The organism is Streptomyces sp. NPDC025784, from assembly GCF_055558435.1.
On the sequence record NZ_JBVHMN010000007.1, the window covers coordinates 385707 to 406137 of the forward strand.

Annotated in this window: 18 protein-coding genes and 1 tRNA gene; 7 read left to right on the forward strand and 12 right to left on the reverse strand. The window is 70.7% G+C overall.

Going from position 1 to position 20431, the window contains the following annotated elements; genetic code table 11:
- Nucleotides 1-73 precede the first annotated feature (73 nt).
- The 3 genes from ACZ4IF_RS19045 to ACZ4IF_RS19055 all read right to left on the reverse strand — a co-directional run bounded on the left by ACZ4IF_RS19045 (nucleotide 74) and on the right by ACZ4IF_RS19055 (nucleotide 2769).
- Nucleotides 74-928, reverse strand: coding sequence for a DUF2637 domain-containing protein (locus tag ACZ4IF_RS19045; RefSeq protein WP_397658941.1), 855 nt, complete (start codon nucleotides 926-928; stop codon nucleotides 74-76).
- Between the two features lie 220 nt (nucleotides 929-1148).
- Complete coding sequence (locus tag ACZ4IF_RS19050) at nucleotides 1149-2396, reverse strand: DUF3631 domain-containing protein (RefSeq protein ID WP_467564247.1); 1248 nt, start codon at nucleotides 2394-2396, stop codon at nucleotides 1149-1151.
- A gap of 133 nt (nucleotides 2397-2529) precedes the next feature.
- On the reverse strand, nucleotides 2530-2769 hold the full coding sequence (locus ACZ4IF_RS19055) for a helix-turn-helix transcriptional regulator (RefSeq protein WP_320585495.1): 240 nt from the start codon (nucleotides 2767-2769) through the stop codon (nucleotides 2530-2532).
- Nucleotides 2770-3235: 466 nt separating this feature from the next.
- On the opposite strand from ACZ4IF_RS19055, the gene ACZ4IF_RS19060 reads away from it, so the two are divergent.
- Together ACZ4IF_RS19060 and ACZ4IF_RS19065 are read left to right on the forward strand one after the other, a co-directional pair.
- Nucleotides 3236-3517 (forward strand): helix-turn-helix domain-containing protein, encoded by a 282-nt coding sequence (locus ACZ4IF_RS19060; protein WP_397658944.1) that lies wholly within the window; start codon nucleotides 3236-3238, stop codon nucleotides 3515-3517.
- Complete coding sequence (locus ACZ4IF_RS19065; RefSeq protein WP_467564250.1) at nucleotides 3518-4756, forward strand: tyrosine-type recombinase/integrase; 1239 nt, start codon at nucleotides 3518-3520, stop codon at nucleotides 4754-4756.
- A gap of 88 nt (nucleotides 4757-4844) precedes the next feature.
- Here the strand turns inward: ACZ4IF_RS19065 and ACZ4IF_RS19070 are convergent, their stop codons facing one another.
- The 6 genes from ACZ4IF_RS19070 to ACZ4IF_RS19095 all read right to left on the reverse strand — a co-directional run bounded on the left by ACZ4IF_RS19070 (nucleotide 4845) and on the right by ACZ4IF_RS19095 (nucleotide 10595).
- Nucleotides 4845-5192, reverse strand: a complete 348-nt coding sequence (locus ACZ4IF_RS19070; protein WP_467564252.1) for a hypothetical protein — start codon at nucleotides 5190-5192, stop codon at nucleotides 4845-4847.
- Nucleotides 5193-5305: 113 nt separating this feature from the next.
- Nucleotides 5306-5378 (reverse strand) — tRNA-Arg (locus ACZ4IF_RS19075).
- Nucleotides 5379-5659: 281 nt separating this feature from the next.
- Nucleotides 5660-6277, reverse strand: a complete 618-nt coding sequence (locus ACZ4IF_RS19080; RefSeq protein WP_467564254.1) for a ScbR family autoregulator-binding transcription factor — start codon at nucleotides 6275-6277, stop codon at nucleotides 5660-5662.
- Nucleotides 6278-6666: 389 nt separating this feature from the next.
- The gene (locus ACZ4IF_RS19085; RefSeq protein WP_467564256.1) at nucleotides 6667-7338 is read right to left on the reverse strand and encodes a ScbR family autoregulator-binding transcription factor; all 672 of its coding nucleotides are present in this window, start codon (nucleotides 7336-7338) and stop codon (nucleotides 6667-6669) included.
- A gap of 133 nt (nucleotides 7339-7471) precedes the next feature.
- Nucleotides 7472-9232 carry an IclR family transcriptional regulator domain-containing protein gene (locus tag ACZ4IF_RS19090; RefSeq protein WP_467564258.1) on the reverse strand — a complete coding sequence of 587 codons (1761 nt, stop codon included), beginning with the start codon at nucleotides 9230-9232 and terminating at the stop codon, nucleotides 7472-7474.
- 85 nt (nucleotides 9233-9317) lie between these two features.
- On the reverse strand, nucleotides 9318-10595 hold the full coding sequence (locus ACZ4IF_RS19095) for a M6 family metalloprotease domain-containing protein (RefSeq protein WP_467564260.1): 1278 nt from the start codon (nucleotides 10593-10595) through the stop codon (nucleotides 9318-9320).
- A gap of 457 nt (nucleotides 10596-11052) precedes the next feature.
- On the opposite strand from ACZ4IF_RS19095, the gene ACZ4IF_RS19100 reads away from it, so the two are divergent.
- Both ACZ4IF_RS19100 and ACZ4IF_RS19105 read left to right on the forward strand, forming a co-directional pair.
- Nucleotides 11053-11697, forward strand: a complete 645-nt coding sequence (locus ACZ4IF_RS19100) for a TetR/AcrR family transcriptional regulator (protein ID WP_467564262.1) — start codon at nucleotides 11053-11055, stop codon at nucleotides 11695-11697.
- A gap of 221 nt (nucleotides 11698-11918) precedes the next feature.
- Nucleotides 11919-13451 carry an MFS transporter gene (locus ACZ4IF_RS19105; RefSeq protein ID WP_467564264.1) on the forward strand — a complete coding sequence of 511 codons (1533 nt, stop codon included), beginning with the start codon at nucleotides 11919-11921 and terminating at the stop codon, nucleotides 13449-13451.
- A 174-nt stretch (nucleotides 13452-13625) separates the two neighbouring features.
- Here ACZ4IF_RS19105 and ACZ4IF_RS19110 read toward each other — a convergent pair whose 3' ends face one another.
- Entirely contained in the window at nucleotides 13626-14129 is a 504-nt protein-coding gene (locus ACZ4IF_RS19110) for a MarR family winged helix-turn-helix transcriptional regulator (RefSeq protein ID WP_345646123.1), read from the reverse strand.
- Nucleotides 14130-14249: 120 nt separating this feature from the next.
- Between ACZ4IF_RS19110 and ACZ4IF_RS19115 the strand changes: the two genes are divergently transcribed.
- The gene (locus ACZ4IF_RS19115) at nucleotides 14250-15068 is read left to right on the forward strand and encodes a dioxygenase family protein (RefSeq protein WP_467564266.1); all 819 of its coding nucleotides are present in this window, start codon (nucleotides 14250-14252) and stop codon (nucleotides 15066-15068) included.
- 5 nt (nucleotides 15069-15073) lie between these two features.
- Here the strand turns inward: ACZ4IF_RS19115 and ACZ4IF_RS19120 are convergent, their stop codons facing one another.
- Nucleotides 15074-15598: a GNAT family N-acetyltransferase gene (locus ACZ4IF_RS19120; RefSeq protein WP_467564268.1), complete on the reverse strand. Its 525-nt coding sequence runs from the start codon at nucleotides 15596-15598 to the stop codon at nucleotides 15074-15076.
- A gap of 170 nt (nucleotides 15599-15768) precedes the next feature.
- On the opposite strand from ACZ4IF_RS19120, the gene ACZ4IF_RS19125 reads away from it, so the two are divergent.
- The gene (locus ACZ4IF_RS19125) at nucleotides 15769-16767 is read left to right on the forward strand and encodes a sigma-70 family RNA polymerase sigma factor (RefSeq protein WP_359504675.1); all 999 of its coding nucleotides are present in this window, start codon (nucleotides 15769-15771) and stop codon (nucleotides 16765-16767) included.
- A 463-nt stretch (nucleotides 16768-17230) separates the two neighbouring features.
- Here the strand turns inward: ACZ4IF_RS19125 and ACZ4IF_RS19130 are convergent, their stop codons facing one another.
- Nucleotides 17231-18232, reverse strand: a complete 1002-nt coding sequence (locus ACZ4IF_RS19130; protein WP_467564271.1) for a helix-turn-helix transcriptional regulator — start codon at nucleotides 18230-18232, stop codon at nucleotides 17231-17233.
- A gap of 62 nt (nucleotides 18233-18294) precedes the next feature.
- On the opposite strand from ACZ4IF_RS19130, the gene ACZ4IF_RS19135 reads away from it, so the two are divergent.
- On the forward strand, nucleotides 18295-19845 hold the full coding sequence (locus ACZ4IF_RS19135; protein WP_467564273.1) for an MFS transporter: 1551 nt from the start codon (nucleotides 18295-18297) through the stop codon (nucleotides 19843-19845).
- The last annotated feature ends 586 nt before the right edge of the window (nucleotides 19846-20431 follow it).

Genomic DNA, 20431 nt, shown 5'->3' on the forward strand with positions numbered 1-20431 from the left:
CTCGTCCCGCGGCGGGCTGTGCGGGGACGAGCGGGAGGAGTCGAGCGTGAGGGTGACAGACGTGCCTGCGGACTCAGTGGGCGCCGACGGGTTCCTTGCCGGGCTCGGGCTGCCGCCGACGGGCGGCCTGGTCGAGTTCGGCCTGCACGTGGTCCTTGATCTGGGTCAGGCGGTCCTTGCCGATGCGGTACCCAGCGGCGCGGATGGCCGCCTCGATGTTGCGGCGTGAGGCGCGGTCCCCGCGTCCCAGTGGTGCGGTGCGGGCGATAGCGAGCAGCTCGTCGAAGGTGGCGTCGTGTTCGTGGCCGCCTTCTTTGGTGAGCGGCTTCGGGGCCTGCGGCACCTTGACTGCTGCCTCCGCTACGTCCGCGCGCTCGGCCACATCGGGCGAGCACCGCACCTTCTTCGGCAGGGAGGTCTCATCGGCCGAACCGGCAGGCGGCTCGGCACTGTGTCTGCCGTTGTGGCTGTGGCCGACCGTTTGGCTCGTTGTGGCAGCAGCCTCATGGGCGCGGGGTGTGGGGTGGCGTCTGATGACGAGGTCGAGGTGGACCGCGCCAGCGAGCGCGAGAGGGGCGATGGCGGACAGGGCGCCGACGGTGATGTCGTCCAGGTGCAGTCCGGCGGTGCGTGCCTGCTGGTTGAGGCGGATTGCGTGCAGGGCGTTGGCCCAGATGCTCGTGACCGTGGCGAGCCCGACGAGTGCCCAGACGTACAGGCGTGAGCGCCAGGGTGCGGTGCGCAGGATGAGCAGGGCTGCGACACCGATGGCGATGAACCCGTCGATCACCAGCGGGAAGGCGTATGTGAGGACTCCGCGGACGTGGATGGCGACGGCCATCTGCCGCAGGGCGTCATAGGACAGGGCGAAGCCGATCGCGCCGACCAGGGCGACCCCGAGGCGGATCGCGGCAGTCAGCGCCGACACGGGAGTTTGGGTGGTGCGTGAAGGCAAGCGTGGTACTCCAGGGAGAGACGGCTGCCATAGCCACAGGGCAGGGCTGCCGGTGGGGAGGGGGCGGACTCGTCACACCCGTCGCATGCCTGGTCAGGGCAGGTACGGGAGCCTGGCGTGATACGGGAGGACCCGTCACAGGCACCGGACCCGTCACGGGGCTGACCTGCGATGCGACGTGTGCGACGGGTGTCTACGGGAGTACAGCCGACTCGTGACGGGTGGTCTCACCGCTGCCGTCGGGAGGCTGCTCCTCAGGGCAGTAACGGGCCCAGGCGTCGGTGAACTGCGTGCGGGTGAATCCCCGGGCCTGCCGTCCGCCCTCGAAGCGGAGGACGGCCGCCTGGATGCCGAAGTCCTTCAGAAGGATCCCCAGGTAGCGCGGGGTCAGGCCGGTGTTGCGGTACTCCGCCCACGGAGCCTCCTGGTCCTTGAGCAGTTCCTCCAGCAGGTCCCGCGTGCGCACGGTGTCGGGATCGCCGTAGCACGCGAAGACGCGGCGGATGTCCTTCAGCAGGCGCGTCTTCACGTTGGACTCGTCGTCCTGGCCGACCTCGGCCGCGCACATCGCTGCGCACGCTGCCCGTGCTCTCTCCGGCCAGGTGCCGCCTGCCAGTTCAGCGACGACCACCAGCGGCTCCCAGGTGTCCGCAGCCCGGTCCTGCACCGGCATCGGCGGCACCAGGTCGGCTGCAGTGTCCATCAGGGGGCGCAGCCAGGCGGTCAGTCGGTCACGCAGGGCGTGCAGGGCGGGGATGTCGCGGCGGGAGCGGAACTGCTCCACTCGCTCACCCGGCTTGCGCCGCTGCATGCGGACTACCACGGCCCGGTCCATGACCGTGTCCGGCAGGTCCCCGATGCCGGCGAGCGCGGCCATGGCGAAGGTGGGGAACGCCTGCGGCTTGTGCTCGGGGCCGGAGATGCGCAGGGCGGGCCGGTTGCGCTGGTGGCCGGCGTTGAGCAGGCCGCGCAGCTCCTCGTTCCTCTCGGCGGCCTTGATGCTGCCGAAGATGGTGTCGGCCTCGTCCACGAGAAGGGTGGGCGGGTCGCCACCGATGGCGCGGAAGACGACCGCCGGGCTCGTGTTCACGGTGATCAGCGGCTCGCGCACGGTTTCCGTGATCACATCCAGCAGGCGTGACTTGCCGCACCGCTTCGCCGGGCCGACGACCGCCAGACGAGGCGCATGCTGCAGGGCGGGCTGGATGTGTGTGGCCGCCACCCACAGTGTGACGGCAGTCAGCGCCTCACTGCTGGGCAGGACCACGTACCGCGCGATGGCTTCCCGCAGCTCGTCCAGCAGTTGCGCGCCTTCGCGGACCTGCTTGGGCTCGTCGTCCTCGGCGGCGGAGGCACCCAAGGCGGGGTCCTGGCCGGGGACGGCGACGGGCGGCCAGGTGGGTATCGAGGATGCGGTGGCGGGGGACGTAGATTCGTCCACAGGCGTTCCTTCCCGGTGGGCCGGACGGGGCAAGGCCCGGCCCACCGATTCGATCGTTCAAGGGCGATGGAGGCAGGGACTCTGCGGCTCTCGGCGGTGGCTCGCCGAGAGCCGTTTCGCTGCCCCGGTGGCTTCAGGCCGTGAGGTCGTACGCGGACTGGGCGTTCACCCAGGCGTCCACCTCGGGCCAGCGGTAGCGCAGGTGGCGACCGACCTTGTGCACGTTGGGGCCGATGCCCCGGTACTTCCACTGGTAGAGGGTCTTCACCGGCACCCCGAGAAAGGCGGCGACCTCCGCAGGGGTGGCAAGCGGGCCACGGGCAGCCGCAGCGGTTGCAGGGGCATTGGTGCTACGGGGAGAAGAGGTCGGCACGAGGCTCCTTTTCGGTCTTGGACAACGGCCTGGACAACACAGCCACACCTCACGGAGAGAAGTCCAGAGTTGGTTCTGAAACTCTGTACTACTTCTCTCAGCGTGGCTGGGGAGGCGAAAACAGTAAGGGTGGATGAGCGGTTGCAAAAATCGCTTCCACGGAACCCGAAATTTTTTACGGCGAAGTTATCGGTAGAGGTGTCGGAATCCGATACCTCCGCAGGTCGGTGTTGTTGCGGAGTGCGCGGGTGTCATCCGATGAACCCGGTGCACTGTTCGGCTGATACCTGCTCGAATCGCCCATACTCAGAGCGCGATGGGAAGGTAGCACGGCATTCCCGAAGGGACGGCTCGTGATGTGCCGGAATTCGATGAGAGGAACGCCACTCAGTCCTGGGGTGACTTCTGTAGAGTTTAAGAACCAACTCTTGCCATAGCGGCCGGCCGCAAGTTACAGCTAACTGTTATGGCAACCCGACCTGTCGAAATAGGCCCCGCCGGCCTCCATACCGCCCGCACCATCGAGCACCTACGCCTCGTGCGCGGCCTGACCCAGCAGCAGCTTGCCGCTCGCTGCACCGCACTGGGCCGCCCGATGACCAACACCGCTCTCAGCCGAACCGAACGCGCCCGCCGTCGCTGCGACATCGACGACCTCGTCGTGATCGCCACTGCGCTGGGCATCCCCGCCGCGACGCTACTCCTGCCGCTCCCGTCGGTGCCCAGCGGTGACTGGGAGGGGTGCTAGTTGGCGCGGGTCTGGATCGAGGACCGCATAGGGCACGCGGCGTACGCGCGTGCCGCAGCTGATGCCAAGCGGGCGGGCCGTACGCCACCCGGGCGCTATCGAGTCCGCTGGTACGACCCTGACGGGAAGCCGAAGATGAAGACCTTCGCGCGCAAGGTCGACGCCGAGGCGGAGCGGACGAGGATGGAGTCGCGCCTCAATGAGGGCTCCTACCGTGATCCCGCAGCCGCGCGCGTGAAGTTCGCAGAGGTGGCGGAGTCCTGGCTGGCCGCGCAGATCCATCTCAAGCGTTCGACCCGGGGCCGCTATCGCGGCGTTCTCGACGTTCACGTGATCCCCCGGTGGGGCACCACACCGCTGGACCGCATCAACTTCGAGGACATCGCCGAGTGGCTCGCGGACCTGCTGTCCGGTGAGGTGACCGGCGGGAGGAAGCTCAGCCCCAGGTCGGTCCGCAAGGCGTACGTCGTCCTCAGCCGCGTTCTCGGCTACGCGGTGAAGGCCCGTCGTCTTGCGGTCAACCCGGCTGTCGGCGTGCCTCTGCCGAAGGCGGCGCCAGCCGATCACGTGTACCTCGACGACATGCAGGTCGACGCACTGGCCAACGCGTCGGGTGCCTACCGGGTGTTCATCCTGCTGCTGGCCTATACCGGTCTGCGCTGGGGTGAGGCGTCTGCGTTGAAGGTGGGTCGCGTGGACCTGGCCTCCTGCCGGGCCCACATCGTCGAGGCGTATGCCGAGGACAACGGCAAGCTCTACCTCGACACCCCCAAGAACCATGAGCGCAGGTCAGTACCGATCCCGCGGTTCCTGGCAGCGGAGTTGAAGCCGCACGTTCAGGGGCGCGGAGATGAGGAGTTGCTCTTCACTGCACCGCAGGGCGGACCGCTGAGGGCGCGGAACTTCCGTCAGCGGTTCTTCGCACCGGCGGTTGTGAAGGCCGACCTGGGCCACCTCAAGGTCACCCCGCACAAGCTGCGGCACACGGCGGCCTCGCTCGCCATCGCCAGCGGCGCGGACGTCAACGTTGTGCAGACGATGCTCGGCCACAAGTCCGCGACCCTGACGCTCGACACGTACGGGCACCTCTTTCCTGACCGTCTCGACGAGGTGTCGAAGAAGATGCACAAGCGCCGCGCCAAGCAACTGGCCAAAGCGAAGGCCAAGCTGGAGAAGGCTGAGCGGAAGGCCCGCAAAGCCGCCGAGACCGTGGCCGTCCTGGAGGTCGATGCCGCGTGATGTGTGCCTAACCTGTGCCGGAGCGCCGTAAGCGAAGGGGCACCCAGCCGTGCTGATGCGGTGGGGTGCCCCTTGCGTCTTTCTCGGATCAGGTCAGTCGCGGCCAGCGGCCTTCCTCCCAGGCTCGGTCAATCGCAGCAGCGGCCGCACTCCCAGCCAGCCGCTCGATCTCCTCGGGCACCTCGCGCTCGTCGAGGACGAAGAGCCTTCCGCCGACGAGGTGAGTGGTCGCCTTCCAGCCGAGACGTCGTCCCGCCTCCCTGGCAGCACGTCGGACGTCTTTGAGCTCGCCCATCTCCGCAAGATCGTCCGTGCCGAGGACCAGCTGCCCGTAGTAGCCCTGGTACTCCGGCTTCAAAGCGCCCTGCATCAGCGACTCAAGCCGCTCCACCAGCTTCTCGTACCGGCGCCGGGCCAGCTCGTCCTTCGCGGGCATCTCGCACAGCTCCCCACCTCTGCCCGCAGCCGCATGTGTGCCATATGTGTGCTGCGAGGAAGAAGGCCCTCCCGTCCGTCGGACGGAAGGGCCTCTGACCAGGTGTTTCTCTGTGCCCCCGGCAGGATTCGAACCTGCGACACCCGCTTTAGGAGAGCGGTGCTCTATCCCCTGAGCTACGAAGGCGGGGTTCTGGCGGATCATGGTCCGGGCGTCCGGGCCTGATGCCGACAGAGCTTTCGGTGGCGCGGCCGGGGTACGGCTGTGCCACCGCACACAGTGTAGCGGTTGGTGATCCGACGGCCGGGGGGACTTTCGTGGGAGAGGGGTCGGTCCGCTCGTAGAGGGGTGATGACCTGCGGGAAGGCCCGCTCCGCGGGTGCGGGGCCGTGGGTGGGGCGGCACGGTGTTCCGGTGGCGCCCACGGCTCGTCCCGGTGGCGCCCACGGCTCGTCCCGGAGGGGCGCTCAAGGGCCCGACAGCGCCGGGCGGACCAGTTGGATCATGCGGGTCAGGCGCTGTTCGGCCGACTCTCGGGAGCTGAACGGGCTGTTGCCGAAGGCGAGTTCGGCGTGGGTCCGGGTCAGGGACGAGGTGCCGGTGATCAGGGACATCATGAGGGTGGCGGCCGGGCGGACGTCCACGCCGGGCAGCAGGGAGCCGTCGGTCCTGGCACGACGCAGGGTCCGGTAGAGGCTGCCGAGCCAGTTGAGGTGACAGTGCACCGCCGGGTCGTCCGGTGTGTCGATCTCCTGGGTGAGCCGGGTGCCGGCGCGCACGACGGCGTCGGTCTCCAGGAGGCGTACGAGCGTGTGGGCCATGTCGACGGCGATGTCGAAGCCGGGTCCCCGCCGCTCCGCATGCTGGGCGAGGAGGGTGCCCGACGCGGTGCAGGCCTCGGCCTGGACGGCGCGTGCGAGGTCGGACTTGGCCGCGAAGTGGAAGGACAGCGCGCCCTTGGTGACCTGGGCGAGTTCGCTGATCACCAGCAGCGTGGCGCGCTCGTAGCCGACCTGGTCGAAGACCGTGGAGGCCGCTCGGATCAGGTTGCCTCTGGTTCGCCCGGACCTCTCCTGCTTCACCACGACGCAACCACCCGGACGCTCCTTGTCACTTGGCAGCCTCTTGTCCTTCGCAGGCGACGCTAGAAACCAACTCTCCGGTTTGTCAACGGGGCCGGGGCGTGGAGATCGTCTTCACGACATGGCGCCAACCTGCGGGTTTCGCAGATGAGTTGAGTGGGCCGCGTTTGGTCGATGTCGGCCGTGAGGTGCCGGGAAGTGACGGAAAAAACCGCGCGGCCGGTTTTCGAAGGCGGGTACCGCGAGGGGATCCTCCACCGAGCGGCGTCCGCCATCCAGGGGCGTCGGTCCACCCGGTGGGCGTCGAGGGGACGGCAGGCGCCGAGGGGACGAGGAGGCCGGGGGCCAAGAGGCTGTCGTACGCCGCGAGGGTGCCCGGCGCCGAGCCGAAGTCAGGGGCCGAGCGGGCCGGACGCGCCGGCCCGCAGCGGCCGGTGCGGGCCGCCGAGCACCGTCGTCGCGGGATCGGTGACCCCCTCCGGACGGACTCGCGCCAGCGCGCCCGGGTGTGCGACGGACGGCAGCAGATGCCGCCAGAGCACGGCGACACGGTCCCGCAGGTCGGCCCGCCCGGTGAGCGCCTGGGACACCAGCTGCACGCCGGTGAAGGACGCCACGACGAACTCGGCGGTCTCGACCGGGTCGACCTGCGGCAGGACCTCGCCCGCCGCCTTGCCCTCGGCCAGCAGCCGGGCGGTGAGCTCGAACCAGCCGCCCCACGGATGGCTCCCGTCGACGAGGACTCCCTCGATGGACAGCCGGCTGCCGGCCCGGGCCAGCGGGTCGTGGCGCAGCGCGTACGCGAACTGGTGGGTGATGTCGACGACCGACTGGAGGGGCGAGCCGTGCTCCGGCACGGTCACCAGCGCGGTCTGCTCGTCGATGACCGCCCGCGCGAGGTCGGACTTGGCCGCGAAGTGGAAGTACAGGGCACCCTTGGTGACGTTCGCCCTGTGCAGGATCTCCGAGATCGCCGCGCGCTCGTAGCCGCGGTCGGCGAACACGCACGCGGCGGCTTCCACTATCGAGCGCCGGGTCTGCATCGCGCGAGCTTGTCTGGCCATCTCTCCCCTTCCGGGAGGTGCGTGCGTGCCCGGCGGGCGCCACGCAGGACCGCCGTGCAGCAGAAGGGGGCTCACCCTACCGGCCGGTCTGTTTCTGCGGCACGGAGCCGACCGCCACGGGTCGCGCCCGGACTCAGCTGAGCGGTACCCGCCGGAAGCGGCCCGCGACGCGCAGTTCCGCCTCGATGAGGCCCGCCGTCGCGTGCAGCTCGGGCAGCACGTCGCGGACGCAGGCCTCGGTGCTGCGGCGGCTGCTGTGCATGGCGACGTTCACCGCGGCCACGACCCGCCCGTCGCGTCCGCGCACGGGTACGGCGATGGACCGCAGGCCCTCCTCCAGCTCCTCGTCGACCAGGGCGTATCCGGTGTCCCGTACGCGCGCCAGCTCGGTCTCGAAGCGTTCGGGGTCCGTGAGGGTGCGCGGGGTCAGCGGACGCAGTTCGGGCCGGGGGGCCCGGGGCCGGTCGGCCAGCATCACGCGGCCCAGCGAGGTCGGGTACGCGGGCAGCCGGGTTCCGACGGTGATGTTGACGCTCATGATGCGGCTGGTGGCGACGCGGGCGACGTACTGGATCTCGTCGCCGGTCAGGATCGCCAGTGACACGGAGTCGTGCAGCTGCTGGGAGAGTTCGGTCAGGTGCGGGGCCGCGATGTCGGGCAGCGAGGTCCGTGACAGCGGCGGGAAACCCAGGCCCAGGACACGCGGGGTGAGCCGGAAGACCCGGCCGTGGGCCGTGACGTGGCCGAGGTGTTCCAGGGTGATCAGGGCGCGGCGGGCGGTCGCGCGGGCGAGGCCGGTGGCCTGGGCGACCTCCGTGAGCGTCAGCTCGGCGCGGCCCTCGCCGAAGGCGGTGATCACGGTCAGGCCGCGGGCCAGCGACTCGACGAACTCCCGCCCCAGCTCCTGCTTGGAGGCGCCGGTCCAGGAGGCGAGCCCCGCGGGGGAGGCCGGCGCGTTCCGGTCGGCGGGCGGCGCCTTCCGCAGCTCCTGCTCCATCGCGGTCACCGCGGCACGCAGCCGCGGCAGCAGTGTGTCCCGCAGCCCGTCCACGGTGTGCCGGCTGGTGTGGCTGACCACACTCACCACGCACGCGATCCGTCCCGACTCCCGCACGGGCATGGCGAGGGCGACGAGTCCGGGCTCGATGAGCTGGTCGTCCAGTGCCCACCCGTCCTCCCGGGCGCGGAGGGTGCGGACTTCGAAGTCGTCGCCGACGGCGGCGGGCCGCGTGGTCGGGGGCGTGGTGTCCGGTTCCCGGCCGGTGTCCTCGATGGGCCGGCTCCGGGCCGGTACGGCGGGGAATCCGCGGTCCTCCGGGTCGGTGGTGCGGCGTTCGCGCCAGCGCGCCCAGTCCTCCTCGTCCCACTCGGTGGCGAACAGCGGTCCGGGCGCGGTGCGTTCGGCGGGCAGCAGGTCGCCGATGCGGAAGCTCAGGGACATGGCGCGGCGCCGGGTCGCCTGGTGGATGAAGCGGATGCCGTCTCGGTCGCCGACGGCGAGGGAGACCGACTCGTCGAGTTCGTCGGCGAGCGCGTCGGCGTGCGCGTCCAGGAGGCGGGGGATCCGCAGGGCGGCGAGGTAGGCGTTGCCGAGTTCCATCAGGCGGGGGGCGAGCACGGCGTCCCGGCCGTCGAGGCGTACGTATCCCATGCGGGCGAGGGTCGCGGTGATCCGGTCGACGGTGGAGCGGGCCAGTCCGGTGGCCCGTTCCAGTCCGCTCAGGCTGGACGTCCCGTCGGCCTCGGTCAGCCTCCGCAGGACGGCGATGCCCCGGATGAGGGGGGTGACGGCCTCGGCGGGCACGGCCGCAGCCGCAGCGCCGGCCACGGCGGCCGACGTCCGGGACCCGGTTGCGTTCCCGGCCCCGGGGGCCGGTGCGACGTTCGATGGCATGGGCTCTCCGTTGCGGATCTCAGAAGAGACACCGTAGTGCTTGCCGGGGCGTATCAGCAGGTCGGCGACGGGCGCCGCCCGCGGCTCAGCGCCGGGTGACGGCGATGTGGTACTCGCCGGTAAGGTCGGCGGAGGCGACCCGGACCGTGACCCCCGTCTTGGGGTCCTTGAAGGTCTCGCCGGGGGCGAAAGGTGCGTCGGAGAGTTCCGCGTGCACGTTGGGGGAGCGGGTGCAGCCGCCGCTGTCGCGCTGGGAGTCGTACACCGTGACGGGGCCGCCCCCGGTGTCGACGCTCGCGTCGACCTTGTAGATGAGGATGCCGGGGCGGCAGACCTCGGAGTCGTTGCCGCCCCGGGTGCGCAGTTCGAGGGCGTAACCGGTCTTGGGGCTGATGGGGACGAAGACGAGCTTGTTGCCGCCGGGCCGGGCCAGCGGGGTGAGCGTGTACTCCGTGGTGCCGGGTATCGCCGCGCAGCTGACCTGCGAGTCGTCGAGCCAGCCGAGCTTCCACTTGTGCCAGCCGAGCAGGTCGTTGTCGGCGCCCCAGTCCTCGCTCATGATGTCCCAGTGCCCGACCGCGCCCCCGCCGTCCTGGGTGTAGAGGTCGGGGAGGCCGAAGGTGTGGCCGTTCTCGTGGGGGAGCACCCGGTAGCCGGTGTCGGCGTAGGAGCCGGAGCCGTCGTCCTGGCGGCTGTAGACGAAGGACGCGTTGGAGACGGGGACGCCGTCGGCGACCGGCGCGTCGCCGTTGCCGGCGAAGGTCACGGACAGGACGGTGTCCAGGGCGGAGGGCCCGGCGTTCGGGGTGACCAGGACGTTCAGGATGTCGTAGTCGTGGAAGTCGACGGCGGGGTCGGCGGCGGCGACGATGTCCTGCACCAGCTCCCGGTACCCGGGGTCGAAGGGCGCGCCGCGTTCTATGCCGTAGTCCTTGAAGGTCCTGGGCATCCGCAGCCAGTGCGTGATCGGGGTCTCGGGGCGGTAGTCGAGACGGCCGTACGAACCGGTGCGGAACCAGTCCCGCGTCTTGGGGAAGAACTCGCCGTAGCGGTCCATCGCGCTGCCCTTGCCGGGCGCGTCGGAGAAGTCGATCATCAGGGTGAGGGCCCGTACGGTGCCGGTGGAGCGGGCGTAGCCGGTCGCGGTGGCCATGCCTTCCCCCATCTGCACGCTCACCGCTCCGTTGATCATGCAGGGGCCGAGCGCCGAGGAGCGCGCCAGCGCGATGGATCCCGCCGCCGTGGATCCCGCTGTGAGGTGCCCGGTGCCGGCGGAGGTGCTCACCGCCAGCGTGAGGACGGTCACCGAGGCGAGTGCGGCCACGCGGCGCGGGCGTATCCGGCGGCGGCTGGTCGGCTGCATGCATGGGCCTCTCGCTCCACGGCAGCCGCCGGTTTCTGGCTGCACCCTTGCGATCACCCTGTGCCGACCACCGGGCGGGCGCGCGCTGGATGAGCCCGATCGGGTCGCCGGCCCGAGATGCCGGGGGGTGTCCGCCGATCCTCGGAACGTCCCTCTTCAGAGGCGGTGCGGCGCCCGCGGCGTCGGGCCCGCGCGAGACGCACGCCGGCAGCGGCCGGAGGGCCGGCGCGCCTCGCGGCAGAGGTCGTACGGAGGGCTCGCACCCGGCGTCCGGCGGCAGCGGGCGGCGGGCCCGTGCGAGGCGCCGGGCGACGGCCCCGCAGAGGTGTGGCGCAGGTCACATCGGGACCGGGAAATAACCGGGGATCGTTTCCCCGTTTAGCCCTGTGTCCGAGCGAAACGGGGAACGAATCCCCGGATCGCGATCCGAACTTCCAGCGACTTCGAGGAGCACACCGTGGACACCGCCCCCCCCGTGCAGCGCCGAGTGGCCCGGCCGCGCGCCGACGCCCTGCGCAACCGGGAGCGGATCGTCGCAGCCGCCCGCGAGATGTTCGTCGAGTTCGGCCCCGAGGTGCCGTTCGACGAGATCGCGCGCCGGGCCGGCGTCGGCAACGCCACGGTGTACCGCAACTTCCCCGACCGCGACGCCCTCGCCCGCGAGGTCGTCTGCGCGGTGATGGACCGCACCTCGGAGTGGGTCGAGCGGGCACTCGCCGAGGGCGGCGACGCCTTCGAGGCGCTCAGCGGCTTCGTGCACTTCGCCGCCGACGAGCGGATCGGCGCACTGTGCCCGATGCTCTCCGAGAGCTTCGACCAGCATCACCCCGACCTGATCGCCGCGCGCGATCGGGTCACCGAACTCATCACGGAGCTGATGTCGCGCGCCCGCGAGGCCGGACAACTGCGCCCCGACGTCGAGTTCGGCGACCTGATGATCGCGCTCAGCCAGCTCACCCGGCCGCTGCCCGGCACCGCCTGCCAGGGCATCGACCGTTTCGTACACCGCCATCTACAGCTGTTCCTGGACGGCATGCGGGCCCCGGCCCGCTCCGTACTGCCCGGAGTGGCCGCCACAGTGGAGGACATGCGCCGAGCGTGACCGACGAATCCACCCTCGCATCGACGAGTTGACCATCGCATCGATGAGTTCGGCGCACCGCGCCGGTCAGTACTGACAGCCGGTAGTTCCCTCCGGAACTTCCTGTAGTTCCTCCCGGAACGTCCCGTCAGTCCCCCGCAAGCTTCCCGGCCGTCAACGATGACGAGCCGTCCCTTTCTCTCGACCCTTTTTCGACACGAAGTCCCGGAGTGGGTATCCCCATGTCAGAAACAGGAAAGCCGGCGCTCGCCGCCGACGCCAATTCCAACCGCTGGAAGGCGCTCGCGTTCATCGCGCTCGCCCAGCTGATGGTCGTCCTCGACGCGACCATCGTGAACATCGCCCTGCCCTCCGCCCAGCAGGACCTGGGGATATCGGACGGCAACCGTCAGTGGGTCATCACCGCCTACGCCCTCGCCTTCGGCGGTCTGCTGCTCTTCGGCGGCCGCATCGCCGACCTGTGGGGCCGCAAGCGCACCTTCGTCACCGGCCTGATCGGCTTCGCCGGCGCCTCCGCCCTGGGCGGCGCCGCCCAGGGCGAGGCCCTGCTGCTCGGCGCCCGCGCCCTCCAGGGCGCGTTCGGCGCGCTGCTCGCGCCCGCCGCGCTCTCGCTGCTCGCCGTGATGTTCACCGACGCCAAGGAGCGCGCCAAGGCGTTCGGCATCTACGGCGCGATCGCCGGTGGCGGCGGCGCCGTCGGCCTCATCCTCGGCGGCTTCCTCACCGAGTACCTGAACTGGCGCTGGACCTTCTACGTGAACATCCCGTTCGCGATCATCGCCGCCGCCGGTGCGTACTTCGTCATCCGTGAGCCGGCCGGCGGCCGCAACCGCTCGCCGCTCGACATCCCCGGTGTCGTCCTGTCCACCCTGGGTCTGGTCTCCCTCGTCTACGGCTTCACCCGCGCCGAGTCCGACGGCTGGAGCGACTCGGTGACCATCGGCCTGTTCGTCGCCTCGGCGGTGCTGCTCGCGGCCTTCGTGCTCGTCGAGTCCAAGGTCAAGGCCCCGCTGCTGCCGCTGCGCGTGGTCACCGAACGCAACCGTGGTGGTGTCTACCTCTCCCTCGGCCTCGCGATCATCGCGATGTTCGGCCTGTTCCTCTTCCTGACGTACTACCTCCAGATCGTGAAGGGCTACTCGCCGGTCAAGACCGGCTTCGCCTTCCTGCCGATGATCGCGGGCATGATCACGGGCTCCACCCAGATCGGCGCCCGGCTGATGACCCGCGTCCCGGCGCGGCTGCTGATGGGCCCCGGCTTCCTGACCGCCGCGGTCGGCATGCTGCTGCTGACGCAGCTGGAGATCGGTTCCTCGTACGCGGGGCTGCTGCTCCCGGCGCAGCTGCTGCTCGGCCTCGGCATGGGTACCGCCTTCATGCCGGCCATGTCCCTGGCCACGACGGGCGTCGAGCCCCGTGACGCCGGTGTCGCCTCCGCGATGGTCAACACCTCGCAGCAGGTGGGCGGCGCCATCGGTACGGCCCTGCTGAACACGATCGCCGCCTCGGCGACCACCTCGTACGTCGCGGACCACATCGCCGGTGCCACCTCCAAGCCGCAGCAGCAGCTCGTCCACCTGCAGGGTCTGGTGAACGGCTACACCAACGCGATCTGGTTCGCCGTCGGCATCCTCGTGGCCGCCGCGGCGATCGCCCTCACCTTCGTCAACGCCGGCCGCCCGGACCTCTCCTCCGCCGCCGGTCAGGGCGAGGGCGTCGAGGACGAGGTGAAGATCCCGGTCGTCGCCCACTGACGGCCGCGCACTCCGGCTGCTTCGCGTACGCACGAGGGGTGGGGACGCCTCGTCCGTACGAACCCCAGGGTCTGCCCCGGCTCCCGAGCACGACGGAGCCGGGGCAGACCCCTGTCCGGCGAGGGCGTCGGGCGCGGAGAGGGCGTCGGGCGCGGCGAGGGCCGCTCCCGGCGGTCAGCGCAGCCAGGGCAGGTCCGCGCCCGCTTCCTTCGGCTGGAGCCCCTCGGCGATGATGAGCATGGCGTCGCCGAGGGCCTTCTGCTGTTCGGGGGTGAGCCGGTCGAACATGGCCTGGCGCACGGCGGCCACATGGCCCGGCGCGGCCTTGCTCAGCGTCTCCTGCCCCGCATCGGTGAGGACCGCGAACTGTCCCCGCTTGTCGGAGGGGCAGTCCTCGCGGCGCACCCAGCCGTTCTTCTCCAGGCGGGCGATCGCGTGCGACAGGCGGGAGCGGGTGATCTTCGCGTTCATGGCCAGCTCGGTCATCCGCAGCCGCCTGCGCGGAGCCTCGGCCAGCTGCACGAGCAGCCCGTAGTAGACGTGCGGCATCCCCGCGTCGCGCTGCAGCTGCCGGTCGAGATGGTCCTCGAGGAGAGTGGCGGCGTGCATGTACGCGCGCCAGGTGCGCTGTTCCTCGTCGGTGAGCCAGCGCGGCTCTTCAGCGGGTGCCGTGTTCATGTACTCCACTGTACGAGCCCCTTCTTGAATATTAAACAAACCAGGAGTATCGTCCGTCATAGAGATTGAGAGTTCAAGTATCCAGTCCTGTGCCCAAAGCCTCCGGAGGGAGCCGCAGTCATGTCTGCCGCCACGTCTTTCGCAGCCGGGGAGCGTGCCCCGCAGCAGCGCATGCCCGCCCTCTACCTGAGCCACGGCGCACCGCCCCTCGCCGACGACCCCGTCTGGCCCGGCCAGCTCGCGGCCTGGTCCGCCACTCTCCCCCGCCCGACGGCGATCCTGATGGTCTCCGCCCACTGGGAGGAGGCCCCGCTCGCCCTCGGCGCCGTCGAGACCGTGCCCCTCGTCTACGACTTCTGGGGCTTCCCCGAGCACTACTACCGGGTCGAGTACGCGGCCCCCGGCGCCCCCGCGCTCGCCGAGTCGGTACGGAAGCTGCTGCGCGCCCCCGGCACCCCGGTCCAGGACATCCCGGACCGCGGGCTGGACCACGGCGCCTACGTGCCGCTGGTGGAGATGTACCCCGAGGCCGACATCCCGGTCCTCCAGGTCTCGCTGCCGACCCTCGACCCGGTCCGCCTGTTCGAGATCGGCCGCAAGCTGGCGCCGCTGCGCGACGAGGGCGTGCTGATCGTCGGGTCCGGCTTCTTCACCCACAACCTGGCGGCGCTCCGGCACACCGGCGGGGGAGTGCCGTCCTGGTCCAGCGAGTTCGACGACTGGGGCCACCGGGCTCTCGACGCCGGTGACGTGGACGCGCTGCTCGACTTCGAGCGCAAGTCCCCGGCGGGCCGCCTCGCCCACCCGCGCACCGAGCACTTCGCCCCCCTGTTCGTGACCATGGGCGCGGCCGACGCGTCCGGAGAGCTGGACGGGCAGAAGTCCGTCATCGACGGGTTCTGGATGGGGATGGCGAAGCGGTCGGTGCAGTTCGGCTGACCCCTCTAGCCGTCCAGTCCCTTCTCGTACCAGGCCACGTCCCAGTACCGGCCGAACTTGCGGCCGACCTCCTGGTAGGTGCCCACGTGCTGGAACCCGAAGCGTTCGTGCAGCCGCACGGACGCTTCGTTGGGCAGCGCGATGCCCGCGTACGCCCGGTGCAGGTCCTCGCCCGCCAGCGCGTCGAAGAGGCTCTCGTACAGCAGGGTGCCGATGCCGCGCCCGCCGGCGTCCGGGGCGACGTACACGGTGACCTCGACCGAGGTCGCGTAGGCGGGCTTCGGCCGGAACGCGCTGGACGTCGCGTACCCCAGAAGCCGCTGTGAGTCCACGTCCGTGGCAACCATCAGGCGGTGCGGTCCGTCTTCAGGGTGGGAGAGCAGCCACGAGCGACGCGCTTCCGGCGTGAACACGGCGGTGTCGAATGTGATGGACGTCTCACGCACGTAGTGGTTGTAGAGGTCCGTCAGTGCACCGAGATCGGCCTCGACTCCGGGCCTGACCTGCGCCTCTGTACGTTCGACAGGCATCTGTCCTCCCTGGGTGGCCGGACAGGGTACTGCATGATCAGAAAAATCGAGGGGCGGGTTGGGAATTCTGTCCTGATTCCAGTCGTTGTTTCCATCGGATGCCGGGCACCCGGGAGGGTGAACCCGAAGTCCAGGACCACCCGCAAGCCCACCATCGCAAGGGAGCACGCATGGCAACCCGTGCCGTCGCCCGTCGTCAGTCCGCCACCGGCGAGACCGCCGACGCGGCACGCAGTGTTCGCGCCGTAGGCGGCGAAATCGCCGACCGCGACCTGGTCGGCATGTACCTCGACGAGATCGCGCGTACGCCCCTGCTCGACGCCGCCAAGGAGGTCGAGCTGTCCCAGATCATCGAGGCGGGTGTGTTCGCGCGGCAGATCCTCGACGGGGAGGAGGCGGCCCAGGCGGACGCCACCCGTGAGGAGCTCGAGGCGCTCGTCGCGGACGCGGAGCGCGCGAAGGACGTATTCATCCGCTCCAACCTCCGCCTGGTCGTGGCCGTGGCCCGACGCTATCCGCGCAGCGGCCTGCCCCTGCTCGACCTGATCCAGGAGGGCAACGCGGGCCTGGTCCGCGCCGTCGAGAAGTTCGACTACCGCAAGGGCTTCAAGTTCTCGACGTACGCCACGTGGTGGATCCGCCAGGCCATCACCCGCTCGATCGCCGACCAGTCGCGCACGATCCGCCTCCCCGTGCACCTGGTCGAGGAGTTGGGCCGCATCCGCCGCGTACAGCGCGAGTTCAACCGCGAGCACGGGCGGGAGCCGGAGCACGCGGAGATCGCCGCCGAACTCGGTTCGACCCCGGAGCGCGTGGGCGACGTCCTGGACTGGGCCCGTGACCCGGTCTCGCTGAACATGTCGGTGGACGACGAGGGCGAGACCCAGTTCGGCGACCTGCTGGAGGACACCTCGGCCGTGTCGCCCGAGCAGTCGGTGCTGACACTGCTGCGCAGCGAGGGGCTGGACGATCTGATCGGCCGCCTCGACCAGCGCACGGCCTCCATCATCAAGATGCGGTACGGCATCGAGGACGGCCGGGAGCGCACGCTCACCGAGGTCGGCAAGGAGCACGGGCTGACGCGCGAGCGCATCCGTCAGATCGAGAAGCACGCCCTTCTCGAACTGAAGAAGCTGGCCCGCGACACCGGGTTCGACGCGGCGGCGTAAGCACCGAAGTCGAAGAGTGCGCCTGTATCGCGCCCGAGCGCGCGCAACGTTGGCCACAAGTCGCCCAGACATGGCCATGTAAGGCCGCTTCAACCTGCTGGGCTCTGGGAACAAGACTTCAGAGCCCAGGGTTGAAGGGCTCAGTCCAGGGCAGACGCACCATCGACCCCCAAGAGCCGAGTCCCGACGCACCCCCCCTCGCGACGGGACTCTTCCGAGCCGAGCCTCGGCGCCTCACCCCCCCCTGGCGCCGAGGCTCGGCTCCGTTCTGCGAGGGTTGTGCGTGCGGGCTTCGGGGCAGCACGCTGACGGGCCACCCCGGACCTGAACCCCGGGGTGACCCGAACGGCAGATTCTGCCACAGCGACACAACGGCAACTCGGCCCCGACCAGGCCGAGACCGCGGCGCCGGTGAGCGGACCGGCCGCGCGGCCGCGCGGCGGGCCCGCCTGGAGGCCGAGGCTCATCCGCGGGGCGCGGCGAGCGTTCCGCCGTCCGCCGGGTCGCCGCCCGCCCGGGTCAGGCGAGCGCCCAAGTCCCGCACGCAGCCCACCAGTTCCGGCGGCTCGTGCACCACGAACTCGCAGTCGACCATCGCCAGCCGCACCGCCAGCCACTCCACGGAGTCGCCGGCCGAGGCCCGCAGCCGGCACCTGTGGTCGTCGACCGGTTCGGGCGCACCGAGCCAGGCGGGCAGCCGCGCCGCGACGAACTCGGCGGGGGCGGCGAAGGTGACCTCGAAGGTGTACGTCTCCTGGCGCCGGTACATGGACTGCCGCAGATAGTCGGCGGCGTTCCCGGCGGGCAGCTCGCGCGCGGCGAACCGGGCCCCCGTGGCGAACGGCTCGGAGACCCGGTCGACGCGGAACGTACGCCAGTCCTCGCGGTCGAGGTCGTAGGCGACGAGGTACCAGCGGCGGCCGGTGGAGACGAGCCGGTACGGCTCCGTCAGCCGCTGTGACGGCGTCCCGTCCCCCGAGCGGTACGCGAACCGCAGCCGCTCCCGGCCCGCGACGCACGACGCCATCACGGTCAGCGTCTCGGGCGCGATGCTGGCGCCGTCCCCACTGGTCAGCGGAGTGGTGGCGGCCTGCAGTGTCGACACGCGGTGGCGCAGCCGGGACGGCAGCACCTGCTCCAGCTTCGCCAGGGCCCGCACCGAGGCCTCGTCCACGCCCTCGACGGCGTGCCCGGCGCCGGCCCGCAGCCCCACCGCGATCGCGACGGCCTCCTCGTCGTCGAGCACGAGCGGAGGCATCGCCTTGCCCGCGACCAGCCGGTACCCGCCGTCGGCCCCCTTGGTCGCCTGCACGGGATAGCCGAGCTCCCGCAGGCGGTCGATGTCCCGCCGCACGGTACGGCGGGACACCCCGAGCCGCTCGGAAAGCTCGCCGCCGGGCCATTCGCGGGGCGTCTGGAGGAGGGAGAGGAGCTGGAGGAGACGTGCCGGAGTGTCCGTGGTCATGTTTTCCAGAGTGCCGCACATCTAGGACACGATCTGACCTATTGGGGGCCTACCTTCTTTCCATGACCTCCACCGAGACCACTCTCAGCAGCACCGCCGAGCCGGTCGACGCGCCGGCCGGCGCGGGCGACCGGCGGCGCTGGTTCGCCCTCGCCATCGTGATGACCGCGGCCTTCATGGACCTGGTCGACGTCACGATCGTCAACATCGCGATCCCGTCGATCCAGCAGGACGCCGGCGCCTCGTTCAGCCAGATCCAGTGGATCACCGCCGGCTACGCGCTGGCCTTCGCCGCCGGACTGATCACGGGTGGACGGCTCGGCGACATCCACGGACGCAAGCGGCTCTTCCTCATCGGCATAGCCGGATTCACCGTGGCCTCGGCCCTGTGCGGCTTCGCCGCCAACCCGGAGATGCTCGTCGCCTCGCGCATCCTGCAGGGCGCCATGGCCGCGATGATGGTGCCGCAGGTGCTGTCGATCGTGCACGCCACCTTCCCGGCGCACGAGCGGGGCAAGGTCTTCGGTCTCTTCGGAGCGATCGTCGGTCTCGGCGCCGTGTCCGGCCCGCTGCTCGGAGCCCTGCTGACCGAGTGGAACCTGTTCGGCCTGGAGTGGCGGCCGATCTTCCTGATCAACCTGCCGGTGGGTGTGGTCGCGCTGTTCCTCGGCCGCCGTTTCATCAGCGAGTCCAAGGCCCCGCGGGCCCTCAAGCTCGACCTCGTCGGCGTCGCCCTCGTCACGCTCGGCCTGCTGATGCTGCTCTACCCGCTGACCCGTGGCCGCGAGCTGGGCTGGCCGGTGTGGGGATACGTGTCGATGGCCGGCGCCCTGGTCGTCTTCGCGGTGCTGGTGGCGTACGAGAAGCGGAAGGCCGCGCGGGACGGTTCGCCGCTGGTGGAGCTGTCGCTGTTCAAGGTGAAGAGCTTCGCGGCGGGCATCGCCGTCCAGACGGTCTTCGGTGTCGGCCTGGGCGTCTTCTTCCTGGTCTGGACCCTGTACATGCAGGTCGGTCTCGGCTGGAGCCCGCTGCGGGCCGGTCTGACCGGGGTTCCGTTCTCCATCGCCGTGTCGGCGGCGGCGGGCATGTCGGTGCAGCTGCTGGTCCCCCGGTTCGGCCGCAAGGTCCTCCAGGCGGGCGCCCTGACCATGGCGCTCGGTGTGCTCCTCTACATCTGGGAGTCCGACCGGTACGGCATGTCCATCGCCTCCTGGCAGATGGCCCTCCCGCTGGTGGTCATGGGTGCGGGCATGGGCTTCATCGTGGCCCCGCTGACGGACGCGGTGCTCTCGGAGGTCCCGCGCGAGCACTCCGGCTCGGCCTCCGGACTCATCAACACCGTGCAGCAGATGGGCAACGCCCTCGGACTCGGGCTGGTGTCCGTCCTCTTCTTCGGCGAGATCGGCGACCGGCTCACCCCGGCCCAGGTGGGCCCCGCCTTCGTGAACGCCTTCCAGCACGCGCTGGGCTGGGTCGCGGCGGTGATGGCGGTCATCTTCCTGCTGATGTTCGCCCTGCCGAAGCGGCCGGCCCAGCACGTCGAGGGCGCGGACGCCGAGGACGCGGGCGTCGGTACGGCCGCAGGGGAGCGGGAGCCGGAGCTCGTCGGCTGAGACCCGGTGGAGGGGAGCGGGCCCGGCACCTCAGGTGCCGGGCCCGTCCTCATGCCCCGACCCCACCGCGCCCAGGCCCCGGTACGCTCCTCGGCCCCACACCCGGCGCGGCCCGTCGACAGCCGTCCCTCGCCCCCTCCGCCCCTACCCGACCCGAGCCCCCGGGGGCTCCGCCCCCGGACCCCCGTTCGGCCTGGACGGCCTCGTCCTCAAACGCCGGACGGGCTGGGAGGTCCGCCCTCCGCTCCCAGGCGGGACGGGTGGGGTGGGGCCCACCGGCGCTCGTAAGCCACCCGGCACCGGGCCAGATCGGCCTGGACGGCCTCGTCCTCAAACGCCGGACGGGCTGAAGGGTGCCCCCGGCTCCAGAGGCGGGCGGGAACCCGCGATGGACGCACCCTGCGATGGACGCACCCCGAGATGGACGCACCCGCAGTCGCCCACTCACCGAAGGGGCCGTGCCGGTGCATCACATGCCCGTTGCGGACGACGCCACGACCCCACCGCACTGACACACCGGACCAGACAAGGGCTGCAACGGGCGGATCACCGGCACGGCCCCGACCCACCCACCGCACAGACGGCG